The sequence below is a fragment of the Legionella sp. JM-2024 genome (assembly GCF_055389095.1).
Map to the genome: position 1 here is coordinate 2,564,453 of NZ_AP039388.1, position 18,306 is coordinate 2,582,758.

Consider the following 18,306-nt stretch of genomic DNA (forward strand, 5'->3'; position numbering starts at 1 on the left):
CTGTAAAAGGAGATCTTTGTTATAGCGAACTTACGGTATTTAACTTAAAGTATAAGTATCTGGAAGCGCAATTTCACCTGCAGCATCATTGTTCACGACAAGCAATGAGACTTTATAGGCACCAGAAGGCAAATCCCTGCGTAAAATAGTCCCATAAAATCCTGCTAAATCAAGGTGTATGCCGTCCTGTTTGAAAGCTAAATTAACACTTTGTTTTTGCATTTTATTCATACTGTAAAGGTAAGTTTGAGTTTCTTTTGTCAATTTTAAATACACTTCTCCATTTCCAGCATCCAAATCAGGTATATACGCCCATCCATTGACAATAATTTTCTCTGCATCAACCTTGAATTGATCAAGTTGTCCCTTAACGGCCAAAACCTGTTTAGGCATTTCAAGATTCACTTGACTGGCAGCAATTTGAAAATTGACCAGTGGATAAAGCAGATCACGCTCCACTTTTTCGTAAACAATCAGATCAGGATGATATTTTTGAATCAGATCAGACAAATTCCAGGAGGTATTGCCTGAATGAATACGTACTGTATTATAAAAATCATTATGGAAATAAAAGCTGAGAGATTCAGAAAAGCTGTCTCCTATTAACAAACAGGTTTGCTTGTTTGGCACCGTTTTATTAATATTTTCATAGGGTGCAATAAGTATTACCCCATTGGGATTTCCTTGAAAGTCAGCTAATTTAGTCTCTTTTCCATTGATATCTCTACCAAACAAATCTATTTTTAAATTCGAAACATCCGGGAGGGGATTATTTGATTTGATGTGGGTAAGTTGCAGAAAATTGGTGAGATCAGAGTACGTGGTTTGTTGGGGTATGAAATTAAGCTGTAGTTGTCTGCTTTGTAACCCTTTTTGTTGCATATAATCAGATATTGCCTGATAAGCCGCATAAGCACCAAGGTAATTCCAGTGACTGTCTCCTTTTAAATAAAGATCTCCATACTGTTTGCCAAGAGTGTTTTTAGCTTCTATTTCTTTTTGTTTTAGATTAATAAAATCAATACCTCTGGCAAGCATACCTTCTTGTAGAAGTTCAAGCCTGTTTTTGCCAAGACTTTTGTGAATATTGCCAGGTAAATATTCAGGATAAATCTCATGCTTATCCGGGGCAATGACAACCAGAAAAGGGATTTTGTTCTGATGAGCCAGACTCTTCATCTGTTTTAGAACAGACAACTTAAGAAGAATCTCTTCTTCTGTAGGCTTATTTCTTCCAGTGTATTGATCGATAGACGCAGCGTAATCATTGCCTAAAAATAACCATTCCTCTTTCCCTAAAATTGCTTGTCCAGGTTTTATACTAGTCCCTAATTTATAAACGATATTACTCCAGAACTTGCTTAATGATGTAATAAACAGGGCACGATCGACAAACCAATTTTCAATTCCTTTAAAATCAGTACGACCTATTTTTTTTATGTCAATGGGCGGGAGTGGATACGGCTCTCTATTGAATAGGGCCTTTACTTCCTCGGTTTGCTTTTCAAGAAACATACCAATCCCTGGCACAAAAATTATGAATAAAAAGGTAAAGATTACCAAGCGATCAGAAACTTTGGAAATAATGCGCATAATCAAAACCTGAAATAGAGGAAAGGATTATAGGAGTTAGTGCTTAATAACAATATGGATATAAGTAAAACCAGTATACCCAAAACATTGCTGGATTGTTTGTAAGCTGTAATCAAACTCCTGTTTCTTTTTAAGATGAGATTATCTTTTATTTTGCTGTTAAATCCTAGCGAAAGTATCACACCGACAACCAATGCAAAAATCAGGATCATATTAAGGCAGGTTGCTATGATATCTATATTCAACCCAGCGGGAATGAACATAGTTTTGATGAACCCAAGTGCAGACTGAATATTATCCTCCCGGAAAAATACCCATCCAATTGTCACAATTAATAACACATAACTATGACGGATCACCTTAGGTAATTTTTTCATGAAATGGCCAAAATTGGTTCTTTCCAAAATTAGGAAAAATCCATGAAATAAACCCCAAATAATAAAAGTATAATTGGCACCATGCCATAAACCACACAATCCAAACACAATGATCAAATTGAGTTGCGTTCGAAACCTGGATTTATAGCTCCCGCCAAGTGGTATATAAAGATAATCACGAAACCAGCTTGATAATGAAATATGCCATTTTCGCCAAAATTCCTGAATAGATAGGGCATTATAGGGAAAATTAAAATTTTCTTTGTATTTAAATCCAAACATCAAACCAAGCCCTATAGCCATATCAGAATAACCTGAAAAATCAAAGTAGATTTGTAGAGCATAAGCTATAGCCCCAAGCCAGGCTACAAAAAAGGTTAGTTCATCTGTAGGCAGATAAAATACATAATCAGCAAGCTTTGCCACTTCATTAGCAATAAGAACCTTTTTGGCCAAACCAAAGCAAAAACGTAAAATTCCATTGCGCAGACCTACGCGAGTTATATATCTATGGTAGAAAGAATGTCTTATATCCGAATAGCGAACAATTGGCCCAGCGACCAACTGAGGGAAAAAAGATACATAGCAAACGAAAGTAACAAAATTGCGTTCAGGTGGTACTTTTTTCCAATAAACATCAATGACATAACTTAATGCATGAAAAGTATAAAAGCTTATTCCCAGAGGCAGAACTATTTTACGGATTCCCATGATGTTTAAATCAAATGCATTATTCATTGAATCAAGAAAAAAGTTAAAGTATTTAAAGTACATTAACATCGCAAGTGAGGCGGCCACTGACGTGATCAAATAGATTTTTCGTTGTCTGGTGCTTTTACTCTCTTCAATAAATAAACCGCAGAGGTAGTTTATAAAAATACAAGCCAGCATGATAAAGATATGGTCTTTTTCACCCCAATAGTAAAAAGACAAGCTAAAGAGCATTAAGATAAAATTTTGCCATTTGATACGTTTAAAACAAGCCAGATAAGTAAGGTTTAAACACGGGAGAAATAAAAAAAGAAATATTAAAGATGAAAAAACCATTCTATCTCCGTGAAGGTATTTACTGAATAAGCTAAATTGGTATTAACTGTTCAAGACGTTAGATTCATCGGTGAATCGCATTATAGGGAAGTGTTATTCGTTGTGCAAATAAAACACGATAAAAAGAGCAATTGGAAAAACATTTATTGATGCTCTTTATCACAAAATTCATAACCTATACTTAATTTAACTGGAATTCAATAAAGGACAAAAGATGCCACAGTCATTTTTCTTGTTTTTATCAAGTCCTATCAATTTACTGTTTCTTTTTGTTGCATTTTTTTTGCTTTTTGTAACAGCATGGATCTGGAATACTGTTATCTCCACTAACAATACTCATAAGCTCCTGGACTTGCTTGGAATTAAAAAAAATGAAAATTCACTGTTAGTGAGAGGGCTATTATTTTTTCCACTTCTACTAATCACAATATTCATTGAGTGGTTCTGGCCTTTGGAAAATATCAATTTGTTTCCTATACTCACCTCACCATTTATTATTCTGAATACCATTGGTGTAATTTCTGTAGTTATTCTTTTGATTGTAATGAAGTTTGATAAAAGAAAGGCTCAATACGAATCAATAGAACTTTGGTTACTTGCTTACATTGCGGCACTTTACTTACTGTATTTGATTATTCTAATGGCAACAGTGGTTGTCGGAATGAATGCCTTTCCTGCCAATCAATTTATTTTTTCTCCCAGTGATGGGCTGGTGGTCAATACAAAAATTATTTATGGTTTATTAGTAGCACATGTAATTTTGGTATGGTTAATCCTATCTCTCAAATTCACATGGCGTTTATTGTTAATGATACTCTATACTCTTGGCCTGTCTTTCGCCTATTTCTCTTTTTACTCTTGATGGCAAAACCATTGCCTTCAAGAACAAACCAAGGTATACCTAACTTATTTAATTACTGTTAACAAACCCGATTAATAAAAAATTTTTACAGGATGCAACATTCATGAGCCGCATGCCTCTTTTCCTCATTTTTATAATTAATTGCTATTTTTCTCAATTATTTGCCGAAGAAGAAAAGCCATATAATGAGTTGTTGGTCAAACAAGCGAGCCTAAAGCAATACCCAAAGGAAGTCAGTATCTATCCACCTGGAATAGAAGTTACTCTCGGCGATTTGCATGGAAATGCGTTGAAATTGCTTTATTTTTTAATTCGCAATGATGTTATTAAAATGAACAAAGAGGACTATAAACTTTTTGTTACAATCTACCAAAAAAATCCCAATGAGCTCACAGCAAAAGATTTAGCCTTTTTCCAAATCATTATGAATTCAGCGGAAATCAATACACAACACAAGATACGTTTTCTAGGAGATGATTTATGTGATAGAGGTATGAATGACTATTACACTTTAGTCATTTATAAAAAACTGGACCAGGCAGGCGTTCCTTTTGATGTTATTCTATCCAATCACGGCCAGTTTTTTTTAACTGCTTATGAAAGACCTGAACAATCGTTTAATTATAATCCTTATGGAGAAGGCGAAAACGAATCCATTGTGCAATCCATGCTAAATATGGGAAGACTCATTGATCGAGGCTTGGTAGATCAACAGGAAATCCTGAAAATCATTCAAAATCATTATCTAAAACATATAGTACTTCCTGGTTATACCCATAATAGAGGAAAAAATGAGCTCACCATTTATACTCATGCTCCGGTTGACCTGGCAATACTCGCAGCCTTAGCCAATGATCTGCAGGTTCCTTTCAATGATTCTAATTTGCATGAATTAACAAAAAGCCTTGATGCTATTAACATCAAAATAAAACAATGGCTCCTATCCAACACATTGACTAAACATTACAGTGAACTGAATGAAGCACATAACCGAGCCAACACACCGAGCCCGTTTAAGCAAATATTGTGGAACCGTAATTACTCTATCCTGGATCGTGATCCGCACCCCAATAATAATTCTTATAGTATTAATTACGTGCACGGCCATGATTCCATGCCTAATGTATTTGATCTGGATAATTTATTTGGAAAAGGTGACGATTTTTATAAAGGACCTTATGCTGTGTATATTACACATACCTAGTTACAATAACTCTAAATTCAATCCATCAAAAACAAAATAGTGAGCACTATACCCAAGAGTTAAAATTAAAGCCCTAGCCACCGAATAAAGTGATTTGTGGTTTTTAAATTAGCATCAGGTCTTGCTTCAAAATTTATCCTATAGCTTTTAACAGGCTCTTGCATGACTCGAGATACATCCGAATTAGGTTGAACATCTTTAATTTTTCCCATATTTACAATTTGCATTTGAGTTTCATAATACCCATGTACCATAATAATAACCGGTATTACAAAATAAATTTCTCCCAAACTCTCCCTGTTTCCCTGAAAAACCAGTTTTTTAAATTCTTCATTACTTAAAGCAATATATTCTGCATTATTAATTCGGCGTCTTAGCATACGAGATAAGGGCGCTGTAGAATGGAAGATACGCTCATAATCATCTGCTGACATGGTAATAATAGGCTCATGTTCCTCGCGTCTATTATTTTTATTAAGATCGACAAATAAAATATCTTCTCGTCTTTCGTCTTCAACAAGGGACTGTGTCTGAGAAGATTTACTATAGGATGATTGAGCAGCTTGCTGTTTACTGCAATTTAAAAACTTGGATTTATCAAACCACTCGTCACTGGGATAATAAACAACCAGTAAGGAATTATCCTTAATAGTATCAATGATTTGTTTTTTAAGAGGCAAAGGCACAGCAGGACAACCCCAACTACGACCTGGCCTACCGTATCTCTTGATAAATTGCTCATCCATATACCATCCACCATGCATCACAATATATCGATTAAATGCATTATCATTAAACTTTGTGTCCAAGCCAACTAATCGCAAAGACAGCCCCTCGCGACCATAATAAGCCTGATCCGTTTTATACACTCCTATGCTACTGGCTTTACTATCAAACTTATTTGAAAACTTGTCAGTTAAAAGGGTTCCTGATTTTATTCCGTGTGATACATAAGTATGAAACAATAATTTTTTCTCACTTAAATCAAACACCCATAAGCGTTTCTGATTAGACGGTAAGGAATAATCAATAATAGTTAAAATATTATTTCTATCCACATGGTAAGCATTGGCACATTGAATAGTTGTTATCACTTTATCAATCACGGGTTGCTGCAAAGCACTACCCTCTTTTTGCAGCATCTGTTTGATTTCATACGAAGGCATAGTAATAGATGGTATCTCGCTATAAAAAGCATTATCCAGTAACTGCGAATTTGATAATTGAATAGAAGGAGATGAAAAATTAAATGATGTAACTGCTAATAACCATAGCAGGTAAATAATCATAGCTTTTCCTCTTTTATATTAGTCTTCTTGCATAAACTGTATATTTTGCTTTAGTTCAAGGCATAAAAGTTTCGAGAGATACAGTAAATAAGCACCACAGAAACCTTTACTACGCAGCAATAAAATAAAAGTGCAGGTTATGCAAGAAGTCTATTTTTATTCCTGTAATAATTAATATAGAACACAATAAAACATTATGCCTATTTTTTGTGTATATAATGCTTTTTTGATTCAAACCATTTCTGGTTATTATGAGGAAACTTATTATGAGTACAATACGGAGTAAGTACTGGGCTCTTTCTTCAGCGGGATAAACTCCATGAAACCCAGCACTTCAAAATAACAGGATGTACGAAAAAACCCAAGCAACTAAAAACCATTCAAGACAATTTTACCTCTCGAAGAACCGCTTTCAAGCAAAGCATGAGCTCGTCTTAAATTTGCGGCGTTGATTACTCCTAAACATTCTGCAATCGTTGTTTTAATTTTACCGGAATCAACTAACCCAGCTACTTCGGTCAAAATATCATGTTGTTTGATCATATCCGGAGTTTTAAACATGGATCTGGTGTACATCATCTCCCAGTGGATAGAAATACTCTTCAGTTTAAATAACTTGATATCCAGATCCTGAGGATCATCTATCAAAGCAAATTTACTTTGGGGTTTGAGGATCTCAACTAATGATTTGGCGTGTTGATCCGAGTGGGTCAAGCTAATCACATAATCCACTTCAGAATAATGCAAATTCTCTAATTGGGATTTCATATCTTTCGTATGGTCAATTACATGATGTGCACCATTATCCAGAATCCACTGGATTGATTCAGGGCGTGATGCTGTTCCTATTATAGTGAGTTTCGTCAGTTGTCTGGCCAGCTGTACTAAAATAGAACCAACGCCACCGGCAGCCCCTGTAATTAATAAAACACCCCTATCTTCGGCTGATATTTGTAATCTATCAAATAAAAGTTCCCATGCCGTTAAACTGGTTAATGGAAGTGCTGCGGCCTCTTGAAAACTTAATGATTTCGGTTTTTTAGCTGCAATTCGTTCGTCGACTAAGTGAAATTCACAATTAGACCCAGGTCTGGTTAAGTCCCCTGCATACCATACTTCATCACCTGGTTTGAATAAAGTGACCTCGGACCCAACTTCAGTTACAACACCAGCAGCATCCCAACCTAATATTTTAGGTCCATCAGACTCAGGTTGAACATTACGACGCACTTTGGTATCAACCGGATTCACAGCAATTGCTTTAATTTCAACTAAAATATCATGACCAGTTACTTTAGGGGTTGGAGCATCAAAATTGACTAATGCATCATCGTCTGTAATGGGTAAAGATTGATAGTAGCCTATTGCTTTCATAATAATTATTCCCTTAAGAATGCTAAAGTTTCATTATAGGTTTAGAAAGCTTCATAAACAATAACAATCTCTAATCCTATCCTTAAAATAACAGACCAAAGGAATCCTGATTTTAATCTATAATTTAACTAACGTCAGTTATGGATAAGGAATTCAGTCTTACCTCGATCCGTTCGGGCTGAGGAGGCGTTTACGCCGTCTCGAAGCCTCTCTTGAGATTCTAGCAGGCTTCGAGATGGTGCTTCGCACCTCCTCAGCCCGAACGGATCGAGGCAGAAACTGGATCTAATAGATCTTTATCCATAACTGACGTTAACTAAGTTTATTAAAAACTAGCGCTCTCAATAATCCTGTCAATGGATAAGCAATAGGAATAGGGAAAATGATGGCCATTTTAAAAAATCTGATCATCGCATTAATTAGTTCAACGCTCTTTATTACAAAATGTTTTTCGACAGGATTAACCCTGGAAAGCCCGGCATTTGCATCCAATAAGGTAATCCCTCAAAAATTCACGTGCAATGGATCGAATTATTCACCAGAATTACTATGGCATGACCCCAATCTGGGAACTCAATCTTACGCACTAATAGTAAACGATCCTGATGCCCCTACAGGCAATTGGATACATTGGGTATTGTTTAATATCCCTGCTCAAGTGAAACAGCTAGGTGAAGGAACTTCAACACCTGCTGGGGCAACCAGTGGATTAAACAGCTGGAATGTCACCGGCTATAATGGCCCCTGCCCACCTATTGGTACACATCGCTACTATTTTACACTCTACGCTTTGGATACCTATCTTAATCTTGGCCCAGAAGCAACTGCTAAAGACGTAATGGAAGCTATGCAAGGCAACATCATAGACAGTGCTGAATTAGTAGGCCTTTATAGTAAAAATTGACCTTGCTAAATAACGTGAGTTCAATATAAAAGGCAAGGAAAAGCCTTTTATATCGCTAACGAACGTTAGCTCGTAAAGCTTGTCCCCAGAGAAAGCGGAGTTGCATAGCATTTATACGGGCTCCACTCCAAAATAGTCCAGTTCGATATCAAAAAATAGCATCATTTTTTGATATCGAGCTCACATTAAATATACACAAGATACTTAAAAAGGCTAAGTTTTAGAATTTTTAGGGGATATAAAATGCTTTTCCAAATGTGTCCATTTGCAGGGAGTTTTAAAACGGGTTTATTGAGTTTTATTGTGAAGGACTGTTCGTGGAATGTGTATGTTTCGCTTGATTAATCAAAGCCAACAATTTCTTATCATCCTCAGTTAACATCTTGTCTGAATAGTGAGGATTAGGTTCATACCACCATTTCTTACTAAAGTATTGTTGTAAATCAGATGATTGGAATTGACGCCCATATTGAGCATAAATAGTATTTCGCAATAACCGTAATTCTTTATTGCTTAGCTTTGCCAATTTGTTTGGTGTATCTTCTGAATTTAACCAAGGATAAATTACCTTATGGCGAATGTAGCTAATACCTGTAAATAAGCAAAGCGATAAATCAGCTTGAGGGTTAAAATGATAAACATCCCAAACGTATTTTCTGTTCAATCCAGAACCTAAAACTTTCATTCCCGATGGAGTGGGATTCAGATAATCTGCCTTTGATTCCAGTTCAGAGCACAAACGTGTTGGTGTATTCGGTATGACCTCAAGTCGCGTATGTCCAATGGTATTATCCTGCCAAAGAGCCCCTGTTTTTAAAACGTAATGAACCCAATGATATCCCATAACATCATAGGTAGCCCCTGTCGCATAATCATGATGGATTTGGACCGTTGCCAATGGTGGAAATGTGGTTTTCCAAAAATAGGCGTCCTCATAGTAAAGCCCTTTATCCTGGTTGGGAGCAATGCTTCCTCGATGAGTGGGGACCAACTTATTATTCACTGTAACTAGAAAATCATAAACCAATGCTTGACCTACCTTAGTCTGTTGCCCGGCTGGTAAAGCGATTTCAGAGTTCCCGTCATTTATGGGAAATGGAAAGGCCATTGAAATAGTCAATTCCTTATTTAAAGTATTTTTAAAGGTGAAATTACAATCATAATACCAAGAACCATTCATTTGGGAGTCATTCAAATTCTTTCCATTTATTCTAATCAGCTCACTGACCATTTTTATGTGCGGCTGAGAGATTGGTATTGGCAAAGACCCTTCACCACCTACAGCAGTATCGTTAGCAAATAGTCCTTGATTTAATAAGAATGAGCAGGTGACAAGAGCAAGTCTCTTTTTTTTCGACAAGTCGCAATTATTCATCATGAAGCTGCCCTGGTTTCAGAATAATATAGAGTATAGTTAACAATAAAAAAATTTTCCTATTGGATACAAGCAAGTTCGGGAATTATTGAGATAGGTTGGTTTAAGCAGTAGCAACTCCAAATCTAAAACAATTGACTGGCAACAACAGTTCTTGTTCCAGCCTGTTTCCTGAACTCCATCAAATAAATTCCTTGCCATACTCCCAGTAGCAAATGATTTTCCTGAAATGGAATGGTTAAAGAGGAACCGCACAAAATTGATTTAATATGTGCAGGCATATCATCTGGCCCTTCTATGTCGTGATGATAATGAGCATGCTCGGGAACAAGTTGAGAAAAGAAATAATCAACATCCACCAATACATCAGACGAAGCATTTTCGTTTAAAGCGAGTGCCGCAGACGTGTGTTTGATAAACAAGTGAAGTAATCCTGTGCCTTTTAAGGTTATTTTATTCATAATTTCATCAGTAATAAGATGAGCACCATAAGATTTTGGAGCAATTTGGATTATTTGATGTTGTATCATAGGCCCTCGCCTCAATTAGACAATAGGGGAACCGCTTGAACTGGACAAGAGGCCTCGTCTCTAAATTCTACCCTACATTATAAAGCAGTACATCCCATCTTTATAGTCTTTAACCTGATAAAATCCCTAGATTAAAATTTTCCACTCACCTATTCTAGAATATAATAAATAGATTAGATTATTCAGGAATTAATATGACTAAAAGTTTTTTTAAAAAAAGAAAAATCGAAAAAACTGAGGTATTCGAAACCTTATCAGATGCTCAAGAATGTGTTATTCAAATCCCATCGGAAGAAGACAATGAGCAAATGCATCGTATGCCAGCCGGAGGAGAAGAAGATCAAAAGGTACGGATAAAACACATGTCCGATGTAATAAAAAAGCATGAGGCTTTGCCAATAATTACAACCCAGGAAAACAAATTGCCCGACTATTGGCTCCAGGTATTTACTGCCATAGACGAAGGTGACTCTGCAAAAGCCCTTACTCTTTTTCATCTGATACCACAAGAGGATATTATTTTACGAGCCCTGCGAGCAGTTCATTCAGAGGAATATCTATATCAACTCATTAAATGTTGTATTCAAGCAAAACATTTTGGTTTTAAACAGCTAAACGCCGACATAGTCATTACCCCAAGAACTTTTGAAATTTTAATTAAGGATACTGCTACTACTCTATTTAATCCTACCAAAATTCATTTTTCTTTTGGTTTGCCCAGTCATCACGCCTATACCTTAATGGGCAGCGGTTTTTGTCTCATCAATAAAACAGCCTTATTAATGAAACATGCCGAACTGAACTCCGATTTACCACTCAAATTTGTTATCATTGGAACTGATGTAAACCGAGACAATGGACTGTGCGACATTTTGAGACACTCCTTCTCTCACTTACCCATTTGCCATGTGGATGTGTTTGATTCCAGAGTATATCCTCAACAAGACTTTACCTACATTAATAACGAATTCAATTCGGAAGGAGTGGATATAGGAAAGCATATTCATCGCTGGTGCCATGATAAGTTAAATTATTATGCGGTGGATTTAAGCCAAACTCCAAGGAAATCGGTGGGTGTTCACCCAGCCTTGCTCTTTGCTTTAGACAAACTAAAGGAATCTATTGAAGAAGCAAAAACAAATGGATATAAAATTGCTCTGTTTCTCCCTGCAGGGTGGGATTCTCATGAAGATGAAACCGCTTATTGTGGTAAATTTGTAGATGGTCGTATGTTGGGAACAACCGCTGCCCATAAAGTTCGCTTCAACGACGGCGACCTGAGCTATTTCTATGAATCCGTGTTCACTTTATACAATGAGAATAAAAAACACTTTGATATTATTTATTGGGGTCTTGAGGGTGGATATGAAAGATCCATGTATGAAAGGCAAATTGAATTGCTATTGCAAACAATAGATAAACAATTACTGCATCAAGATTCCAATTCGCACAATATGCAATATTAATTCACTTAACCCCGGATACCAGCGAAGGAACTCTTAACTTAAGCATAAAGTTAATTTTTTTAGTTCCTTTTCCTATTCCGCATGGCAATTGATTTGTTCGCGTTTTATTCTCCGATCACAAATTACAACATTGTTGTAAATCTTATAGGCAAATGGTAATCTTGCGCGGAATTAAAAAACAACACAGGAGTAAACAACATGATGTTTCAATCTAAACTAGCTACTTTTTTTGGTGCTTTAGTTCTTGCCGGATCTGTCTTTGCTTCTCAGCAAGGTGCTTGCCCAGATATCAATGCGATCAAGGCAGAAGGCTTACCTATGGCTGAAGAAATTGGACCAAATATCTATCTAGCTTATAACATCAGTGATTACAGCACCTCTGATGTTTGGGGATTTTTCATTGCCCCTGTTGAAGCAGACTCAGAAGAAGTCGCTCTGGAAACATCTAATGAAGTACTAAGCACAATGAATGCTCCAGGAGTTCCTCATCAACAAGGTGAAGACGTTATTTGTAGTTATGATACCGGTACTCCTAATTTGATTGCGGCAGCTATCAAAGCCGATGGTCAAATTTCTCCAATCAAATTAAAACAATTCTTTAAAAGTGTTCGTTAATTAATCATACACTTAATATCCTGCCAGCAACACAAGACGCTTGGCAGGATATTTAAAATCCTCTCAAGTGTCATACAATCAGTAGTCATGCTGATGTTTTAAAGCCATTTCAATGGTAGGCCATTGAAACGCAAAACCCGCATCCAAAAGACGTTTAGGTATCACTTTTTGTCCATGATTAATTAAAGTATCCCCCATTTCACCAAATAAAACGCGAATTATAAATGCAGGAGTCCACAATAATAGAGGTCTATGCAAAGATTTTGCGTAGGTTTTAGCAAATTCTTTTTGCATGCATGGATTTGGCGAAGTCACATTCACAGGGCCAGTGATTTCAGGATGATTTAACAAAAATCGATACGCATTAACCAGATCCTCACTGTCTATCCATGAAAGATATTGCTTGCCATCTCCGATGGTACTTCCTAATCCGCAGATAAAACTGGGGTACAATCTTCCCAAAAATCCTTTTCCCTTTTTTAGAACGACACCAAAACGGGTGAAAGTTACCGACAAACCAGCTTCTTCTGCCTTCTCTAACGCTTGTTGCCAGCGAATACCCACTTCACTTAGATAGTCTATCGGATGCTCAAAATTGATTTCAGTCTCTTCGGTTAATTCAGTAGGATCACCATTTTCCTGCAAACCATAAATTCCAACGGCATTGGCACAATAAAAATGTGGTTTGGTATTTTGTTGCGAAATCCAATGAATCAAAGTTTCTGTTGTTTGAACTCTTGAACCGATTATTTCTTCTTTTACTTTTGCTGTCCATCGCGAAATGGCAATATTTATTCCACATAAATTAATCACAACATCGAATTGACCAGCATCCTGGTTATTTAATTCATCCCATGAAATCGATATCACGTTTCCTGAAAAAATCTGTTGTAATAAATCTTTATTACGCCCCAACACAGTAAATTGGTGTTCTTTACCCATCCCTTGAACTAATTCCTGCCCTATTAATCCAGAACCCCCTGCCAATAAAATGTTCACAATAAACGAAGCTCCTTTTAGCTCAACTCATTTTTATTAATATAGACTTTCTTGATTCCGATTGTCATCTTTACCACATCAGAATTTATGAAAAATCCCAAGATCAAGACAAAAAGTGTTTAATGAGTGAGTTCTGCCAAATTAAGCAGCTGAATTAAATTCTTTTTTTAACCAAGAAATGATTAGAGTAATAAGTCCTGCACCTGTTAAGACATTTTTGGAGATTGTGGCTTTTTTGAGACACCATCGACTTTCTCTTGAGATGAAAAAAATAATCCTTTCCCCATCTTATCCTTGGGTAGGTTATAGTGTATTCCATTATCATTACATAAGACTTCCTTACAAAAATCCGTGAATTTACATAAGAGAATACCTGCTGATAGTCTTAAACCTACTGGAAGATGCTTCTTTTGATCAATAATAGCCTTAGCTGTTACTGAAAAAGGAACGCCATGGTCTTGTAACTGACGCAAAGTATACAGATCCGTTCTTTCAACAGACGAAGCACTCATATAGAGTGTTTTTAAATACTCAGGCGGAATATTTTTAATAAAATATGCAACCATATAAGGTTGATTTTGCTTTATAGATTCCAGCAAATATTTCATGCTTTTTTCAACATCCAAAGGATGATTACTTTGATTTAATTGTTCAACAATTAATTTGACGCATTGCACACTTCCACTGGAAATAGCAGGAGGAAGAGCATCCTCAAGATCAGAAAATCCTGAATGATTTCTTCTAAAATAATTTATTACTTTTGCTAATAAAGTTGGGTTACCTCCTTTTGCAGCTGCCTGAATAACTTGAGTAGACGAGTTAAAAGGTAAAGCCCCTTTCAAAGAGAGTAACGTATCGTATGCTTTCTCTCTTCCATTCTCTAAAGCGGCATGAAATAATCTTTGAAAAATTCCTGTATCTCTATTTTTTCCAAGTAAAGCTCTCAACGCCTCCGTATTGTTAAACATAACAGCATACCCAAGTGCCTTATCGTCCTTATCTTTTGCTCCTTTTTCAAGTAAATGCTTTATTATCGCAGCATCATGAATAGTCACAGCCTGTTCCAAAGTACTGAACTTTCCACCATGAAAAGACACAGCTACTTTATTGATATTATCTTTGGTTAGATAGCGATCATACAATTCAGTAATTTTGGGAAAAACTCTTGGCTTCTTATTGTCAGGATGTCTAATGACACTAATCATCATCCCTAAAGCCCCTCCCTTAAGATAGAACCCATTATGATACCCTAGTACATTGTAATGTAACTCAGAAATCAGCTCTCGTTCATTAACAAACTCTTTAGTGCCTGAGGAGTAATTAGGATCGTATACGACGTATTTATTACCTTTTCTCCTAACTGCAACAGCATGCGCTGTCCCATTAACGCGAAGCACTTCATCCTCTTGCAGAGCAAGGTTTTTAAAAATTTCCATCCAGTTTTTATCACTGGTTGTGAGTGCAAAATCAAATGAAGAAGTCAATTGTTGATTGTTGATTGTCAAGGCACGTATTGAATTGGCCTGACTTAGTGTTTTATCAAATTGATGTGGAAATAGTGTTAAAACGACATCATATACGAACTGATTAATTTCAGACTCCATTGCTGAGTCTGGTTCAATTTTTACTATCTGATCAAGCAGTTCAAAAAAGCGATTTTCTTTTCCTTCCAGAACATACTTGGCATACACTGTTGCCAAACCGTTGCAAATTCCATCCTCATTCATTCTGATTGGCATATTATGCCATTGGAGGTAACTATTTAATCTGGCAATTACCTGAGCCTGATCAATTTCTCGACTCATAAAATTTCTCTATCATTTTAGCCAAACGGCCTAAATAATTCACTTGGTTGGTTTTCCTTGATGTTCTCAGTATTTAAATCCAGCCTTAATCTAAATATTGGCGAAGTATCGTCAATCAATTCACTCAACTTTTTCTTAGTAAGATGGATCTTTTGCTCTTTTTTTGGATGTTCTTTTTCATTCAGATCCAGTTCACCTTTTAACCGATTTTTCATGCCATCAGGTAAGTTAGGATCTTTATCTATCTCATCTTTTGTTTTATTAACCACTTTCTTATGATTTTCACTAAAGACATTTATTTGGCGTTGCAAATCACGGGCTTTATCTATCATTAACGCCGTTTCAGATTTAAATATCATAGAAATGTTTTCTGCCAACCAGTTTGAGAGCTTTACTAAAAAACCATTATTTTTGTGTATAAATTGAGATATCCCTTCGTAAAGTTGCCTATATGGTTTAAGATTATCTGACTCCCTATTCACCCTAGCGACGAGTTCGGTATAACTTGTAAGCACTTTCCCAGTTTCTTGTACTGCTATTGCAATCTTATTTAAGTTTTCCGAGGTTTCTTTCTCAATTAATTTTTTCAAATCAGAATCTTTTTGTGATAGGTGATCAGTTTTCTCAGAAAGAACTTTTTCTTTAACTTCTAATTGTTGTCTCAAATCCCTTAATTGCTCCTCAATCAACTTTTTAAGAAGAGTTTTGGCTTCACTGTCTTGTGTTGAAGGAGTATAGGCTGTCACAGTCTCCTGAACAACCTGAGGTGTAAAAGTACGGTAAGCCACTGTACTTAATGCTGTTAACCAACTAGCTCCATATAGCAATGTTGAAGAAACGTTTTGATAAAAACTTGGATTTTTAAGTTCCTCTATTTTCCCTGCTAACTGAGTTTTTGTTACACCTTTGGCAGTACCCATGAGAAAGGAAAAAGCGTTTTCATTACTACCTCCAACTAAATCCAAAAAATATTGCCTTCCCATTATTTTTTTATCGTTCGCTTCCACGACTTTTAGTAAGCCATCAATTTTTTCCATTTTTGTATTAATATCTTTTATTTCTTGCCTTAAATCGACAATGCTTGTTATCTCTTCTCTGATCTCTTTCACATCAACTAGTAGCTTAGCCAGTTTTATACTTTCCTTCTCACTTCCACTAAGAATCCTAGTGAATCGCTCATTAAAATGATCTTGTATTGTTTTCTCTTTTTTGTGGGTGTCACGTGATGTGCTGTCTTTTTCTGCTAGAGATTCATCCAGCTCTTTAACTTTTTTCTCTATGGTCCTTACTAAAACAGGGACATCTGTTTTTAGCTTATTAACGACATCTCCGAGTCCGAGTGTGCTTACAAGGCCTCGCTCTGCGAATGATAAATTACTAAGTTTTATTTGGAGAATACTGAGCATAGTATAAAAGGCAAAATACAATTCTCTCGCTTGTTTTTTGTCCGAAAGAGCAGCTACATCCATCTCTAGTAATTCATTAGCTCTTGATAATAAGTTATGAACATTAGCAACAGGATTTTTTCGAGGGGAGCTATACGCATTACTCAGAATATCGTTTATCTCAGTAAGCAATTTTTTTTCTTTTGCGCCTATATTAGGTACTTTTTCCAGTGCTTCTTCAACGCATAATTTACAATAAAGCATAACCCCCATCGAGCGTTTTCCATATTCCTCGAATGCTTTATATTGCTCTGATTCAGTACTACTTAGATCTGATCTAATTTGGTTTAAACTATCTACTTTGCCAATGTATTCACCAATCAATAAAGCGGAATTGATATAAGCCTCTTCATCTATAGCTTTAACTCCTCGCCACTCGTCAAATCGGGCTTTTTTACTCATCATAATCCCACTCCATTATTCCAATTTCACAGATTGGTTGTTTTAATCATGCCTTATTCTCAAGTATAACGATTAATTATTAACCAAATATTAAACAAAATAGTACTATTTAATATTGTTATGAAGCATAAGATCTATAAAACAAATCAAAGTTTATTGACGTATTCATCATAGGCTTGCAAATTATTACTGTTAGAGATAAAACCAGACAATTCACCAATACCTGGTTTGTCCTGACTAAAAAACCACATGGACAATCCATCCAGGGAAGTTTTTTCCGCAAAGGGTTTCAATTGTTCTATGTTCATTAACGTCAATTTTTCTGTATTATCCTCACTATACACCATTAAACCTAGTAAAGTATCTTGAGTTGACTTCACTTTTACAACGTTTTCTGTTATCTCGACTGTGTTATTTAATATCAACTCATCCAGTTCACCTACTTGTTTCTCAGTTTTCTTTACCAGATCAGTAATCTCCTGTTTTATTTGACCAATATTAATAAATGAACTAATCGCTAATTTTAGCGTCCATGATAAATTATCCAATTTCAAATACATAAGACACAGCATGGTATAAAGTACAAATCCTAATTCCCTGTTCCGTTTTGGATCTGAGAAGTTCACGATATCCTCATCCAAATATTGCTTGATATTGCCCATTAAATGAACCAATCTTTTCCTGACATCAGAGGTTGGATTTTCATAGATATGACCTAAAATATCCCTTATTTCGGTGAGCAGCTTTCTTTCCAGCTCAATCATTTCAGGTTCTGTTTCAAGAGCCTCTTCCAGAGCTAGCTTGTAGTACAAAAGAGAGCCTGGAACTCGATTTCCATAGGCATCAAGCGCCTTATATTGTTTGGTTTCAACATCTCTGAAATCATTTTTAATTTGTTCTAATGTCTGTACAGAATTAATGTATTCTCCAATCATCAGGGCTGATTTTATATAGACTTCCTCTATCTTCGCTTTTTCTTGACGCCATTCTTTAAATCGGTCCTCTTTACTTTTCATAAC

15 protein-coding genes are annotated in these 18,306 nt (G+C 35.9%); 5 read left to right on the top strand and 10 right to left on the bottom strand.

Translation table 11 applies throughout. The features are described 5' to 3' along the window. Nucleotides 1-39: 39 nt before the first annotated feature. Both ACZ5EK_RS11195 and ACZ5EK_RS11200 read right to left on the bottom strand, forming a co-directional pair. The gene (locus tag ACZ5EK_RS11195) at nt 40-1,593 is read right to left on the bottom strand and encodes an alginate O-acetyltransferase AlgX-related protein (protein WP_464429646.1); all 1,554 of its coding nucleotides are present in this window, start codon (nt 1,591-1,593) and stop codon (nt 40-42) included. A 2-nt stretch (nt 1,594-1,595) separates the two neighbouring features. Further along, nucleotides 1,596-3,017, bottom strand: coding sequence for an MBOAT family O-acyltransferase (locus ACZ5EK_RS11200; RefSeq protein WP_464429647.1), 1,422 nt, complete (start codon nt 3,015-3,017; stop codon nt 1,596-1,598). A 214-nt stretch (nt 3,018-3,231) separates the two neighbouring features. On the opposite strand from ACZ5EK_RS11200, the gene ACZ5EK_RS11205 reads away from it, so the two are divergent. Both ACZ5EK_RS11205 and wip read left to right on the top strand, forming a co-directional pair. Continuing rightward, a complete protein-coding gene (locus tag ACZ5EK_RS11205) occupies nt 3,232-3,879 on the top strand; it encodes a hypothetical protein (protein WP_464429648.1) in 648 nt (215 codons plus the stop codon). Nucleotides 3,880-3,982: 103 nt separating this feature from the next. Continuing rightward, a complete protein-coding gene (gene wip / locus ACZ5EK_RS11210; RefSeq protein WP_464429649.1) occupies nt 3,983-5,083 on the top strand; it encodes a Dot/Icm T4SS effector Wip in 1,101 nt (366 codons plus the stop codon). 65 nt (nt 5,084-5,148) lie between these two features. Here wip and ACZ5EK_RS11215 read toward each other — a convergent pair whose 3' ends face one another. Both ACZ5EK_RS11215 and ACZ5EK_RS11220 read right to left on the bottom strand, forming a co-directional pair. Further along, nucleotides 5,149-6,372 carry a murein L,D-transpeptidase catalytic domain family protein gene (locus ACZ5EK_RS11215; RefSeq protein ID WP_464429651.1) on the bottom strand — a complete coding sequence of 408 codons (1,224 nt, stop codon included), beginning with the start codon at nt 6,370-6,372 and terminating at the stop codon, nt 5,149-5,151. 369 nt (nt 6,373-6,741) lie between these two features. After that, complete coding sequence (locus ACZ5EK_RS11220) at nt 6,742-7,746, bottom strand: zinc-binding alcohol dehydrogenase family protein (RefSeq protein WP_464429653.1); 1,005 nt, start codon at nt 7,744-7,746, stop codon at nt 6,742-6,744. Nucleotides 7,747-8,131: 385 nt separating this feature from the next. Here ACZ5EK_RS11220 and ACZ5EK_RS11225 point away from each other — a divergent pair, with 385 nt between their 5' ends. Continuing rightward, nucleotides 8,132-8,650: a YbhB/YbcL family Raf kinase inhibitor-like protein gene (locus ACZ5EK_RS11225; protein WP_464432493.1), complete on the top strand. Its 519-nt coding sequence runs from the start codon at nt 8,132-8,134 to the stop codon at nt 8,648-8,650. Between the two features lie 298 nt (nt 8,651-8,948). Here ACZ5EK_RS11225 and ACZ5EK_RS11230 read toward each other — a convergent pair whose 3' ends face one another. Together ACZ5EK_RS11230 and ACZ5EK_RS11235 are read right to left on the bottom strand one after the other, a co-directional pair. After that, entirely contained in the window at nt 8,949-10,028 is a 1,080-nt protein-coding gene (locus ACZ5EK_RS11230; RefSeq protein WP_464429654.1) for a YARHG domain-containing protein, read from the bottom strand. Between the two features lie 122 nt (nt 10,029-10,150). Next, the gene (locus ACZ5EK_RS11235) at nt 10,151-10,555 is read right to left on the bottom strand and encodes a secondary thiamine-phosphate synthase enzyme YjbQ (RefSeq protein ID WP_464429655.1); all 405 of its coding nucleotides are present in this window, start codon (nt 10,553-10,555) and stop codon (nt 10,151-10,153) included. A gap of 194 nt (nt 10,556-10,749) precedes the next feature. Here ACZ5EK_RS11235 and ACZ5EK_RS11240 point away from each other — a divergent pair, with 194 nt between their 5' ends. Further along, complete coding sequence (locus ACZ5EK_RS11240) at nt 10,750-12,021, top strand: arginase family protein (RefSeq protein WP_464429656.1); 1,272 nt, start codon at nt 10,750-10,752, stop codon at nt 12,019-12,021. Nucleotides 12,022-12,219: 198 nt separating this feature from the next. Further along, a complete protein-coding gene (locus tag ACZ5EK_RS11245) occupies nt 12,220-12,636 on the top strand; it encodes a DUF4949 domain-containing protein (RefSeq protein ID WP_464429657.1) in 417 nt (138 codons plus the stop codon). Nucleotides 12,637-12,714: 78 nt separating this feature from the next. Here ACZ5EK_RS11245 and ACZ5EK_RS11250 read toward each other — a convergent pair whose 3' ends face one another. From ACZ5EK_RS11250 to ACZ5EK_RS11265, 4 genes are all read right to left on the bottom strand, one after another. After that, entirely contained in the window at nt 12,715-13,635 is a 921-nt protein-coding gene (locus ACZ5EK_RS11250; RefSeq protein WP_464429659.1) for a TIGR01777 family oxidoreductase, read from the bottom strand. A 206-nt stretch (nt 13,636-13,841) separates the two neighbouring features. Next, nucleotides 13,842-15,440 carry a Dot/Icm type IV secretion system effector LegA2 gene (locus ACZ5EK_RS11255; protein ID WP_464429660.1) on the bottom strand — a complete coding sequence of 533 codons (1,599 nt, stop codon included), beginning with the start codon at nt 15,438-15,440 and terminating at the stop codon, nt 13,842-13,844. Between the two features lie 17 nt (nt 15,441-15,457). After that, nucleotides 15,458-17,290, bottom strand: a complete 1,833-nt coding sequence (locus ACZ5EK_RS11260) for a Dot/Icm T4SS effector Lem20 (RefSeq protein WP_464429661.1) — start codon at nt 17,288-17,290, stop codon at nt 15,458-15,460. A 143-nt stretch (nt 17,291-17,433) separates the two neighbouring features. Then, nucleotides 17,434-18,303, bottom strand: coding sequence for a hypothetical protein (locus ACZ5EK_RS11265; RefSeq protein ID WP_464429662.1), 870 nt, complete (start codon nt 18,301-18,303; stop codon nt 17,434-17,436). Between the last annotated feature and the right edge of the window lie 3 nt (nt 18,304-18,306).